The sequence below is a fragment of the Ciceribacter sp. RN22 genome (assembly GCF_024054295.1).
GTDB classification, from domain to species: domain Bacteria; phylum Pseudomonadota; class Alphaproteobacteria; order Rhizobiales; family Rhizobiaceae; genus Allorhizobium; species Allorhizobium lividum.
The window spans coordinates 1,964,090-1,966,074 of record NZ_JAMXLD010000001.1; the positions used below are offsets into that span (position 1 = coordinate 1,964,090).

Genomic DNA, 1,985 nt, shown 5'->3' on the forward strand with positions numbered 1-1,985 from the left:
TCCCGTGGCCGCATGCTGGTGAACACGGACACAGGTCGAGTCGATCATGACGATATCGCCATCGTAAGCCTTGGAAACCGCCTCAAGAAGCCGGTCCCAGACACCGGCCTTGCGCCAGCGGACGAAACGGTTGTAGCAGGTCGTCGGTGGCCCGTAGCGCTCCGGGATTTCCGCCCAGGGCGAACCTGTCCGGAACCGCCAAAGGATGCCGTTCAGCACTCTGCGGTCATCGACCCGAGGAACGCCGCGAGGCTTGTTGGGCAGAAGTGGCGAAAGGATTGACCATTCGTGGTCCGTAAGTTCGTAGCGGCGACGCGTCATGAAGGCTCCCTTATTCGGAAGCCTTGAATCACGACTAGCCAAAAACACAAAGTGATTTTATGAGTTTACGGCCTAAGACGCCCGTACACAAACCGGCTGAAGTCGGCCGGTTCCGCCCGTCCGCTGGTGTCGAAGGCGAACATGCCGGCGAAGGCTCCGGTGAAGGAACCGTGCTCGCCACGGCCGCCCTCGTCGGAAACGACACCGGCGTCCAGCACCGGGCCGACCGGCTTCCAGTCGACGGCGCCGGCGGGTCGCCAGAAGAACTGCAGGTCGTTGTCGCGGATCTCCATGGAAAGGTCGAGCCGGCCTTCGGGAACGGCAATCCCGCTGTCCAGCGGGAAACTCAGCCGGCCGTTCGGATAATCGCCGGGGCAGCTCAGGATCGTGATGACCCGCCCGCGCTTCTCGTGCAGCGTGATGCCGAGCGCATGGAACTTGTAGCGGTTGTAGTAGTGGGTGAGTCCTGCGACCTGCTGATAAGTGTCGGGTGAGAATTCGAGCGAGGTTTCGGCGCGGAAGCGATGATGCTCCTGCCTCCGCGCGACCAGTGACTGTTCGAACCAGGAGCCGATGCTTTCCCGCCCGAAGAGGCGCAGGAAACCCGGGCGGGCGGAGAGGCTGAGGAGCCGCTCCGGCACAGGCGAGCGCAGCCACTGGAATTCGACCGGCAGTTCCGGCCCATTGAAATCATGTGCAATGACGGCCGGAGCTTCCACGCGGGCGACATCGCCGCCCGGCGCCGGCACCTCCACCGCGGGGACCGGGCCGCCATCTTCGAGATAGAGCCAGCCGTCGTCGCGCCAGACGCATTTCTGGATCGCCGTCTCGCGGCCCAGCGTGCAGCGCCGCCTGGGCGGCAGCGGCCGCCCGCAGAGATGGGTGTGATAGGGCGTACCGTCCGGCGTCTCGACATATTGGCCATGTCCGGCGCGCTGCAGCACCGCCTCCGGATGGTCCTTTGATGTAATGAGGTGAATGTCCGGATGGAGCTCGTAGGGTCCGTCGATGGTCCGCGCGCGGGCCATGGTGACGGCATGGTCGTAGCCGGTGCCGCCTTCGGCGGTCGTCAGGTAGTACCAGCCGTTGCGCTTGAAGAGATGCGGCCCTTCGACGAGGCCGAGCGCGCTGCCGGGAAAGATGTTTTTCACCGGTCCGACGAGTTGCTTCTTCTCGGCGTCCCATTCCTGCAGCAGGATGCCGTCGAAGGCCGGATGCTTCGGCGCCCCGCCATAGCTCTCGGTCCGGTGGTTCCACTGCATGTTGACGAACCATTTCCGCCCGTCGTCGTCATGGAAGAGCGAGGGGTCGAAACCGGAAGAGTTCACATAGACAGGATCGGACCACTCACCCATGACGGAGGACGCGGTGACGATGTAGTTGTGCGCGTCCTTGAAGTTGCCGTCGAAGCGTTTGACGTCGGTATAGACGAGCCAGAACAGCCCCTCGCTGTAGGAGAGACACGGCGCCCAGATGCCGCAACTGTCCGGGTTCCCGCGCATGTCGAGCTGGCTTGCGCGATTGAGGGGCCGGCAGACGAGCCGCCAGTTCACCAGATCCCGCGAATGGTGAATCTGGACGCCGGGATACCATTCGAAGGTGGAGGTCGCGATGAAATAATCCTCGCCGACCCGGCAGATCGACGGATCCGGATTGAAGCCCGG

The 1,985-nt window shown here is 63.7% G+C and carries 2 protein-coding genes; both read right to left on the bottom strand.

Features of this window, described 5'->3' with window-relative positions; all coding sequences use genetic code 11:
• Window positions 1-321: IS5 family transposase (locus NHF53_RS09750; RefSeq protein WP_252834014.1), on the bottom strand; the 321-nt coding region annotated here is incomplete at its 3' end.
• Window positions 322-386: 65 nt separating this feature from the next.
• Window positions 387-1,985 (bottom strand): glycoside hydrolase family 43 protein (locus NHF53_RS09755; RefSeq protein WP_252834015.1); only part of this gene is annotated, 1,599 nt, incomplete at its 5' end.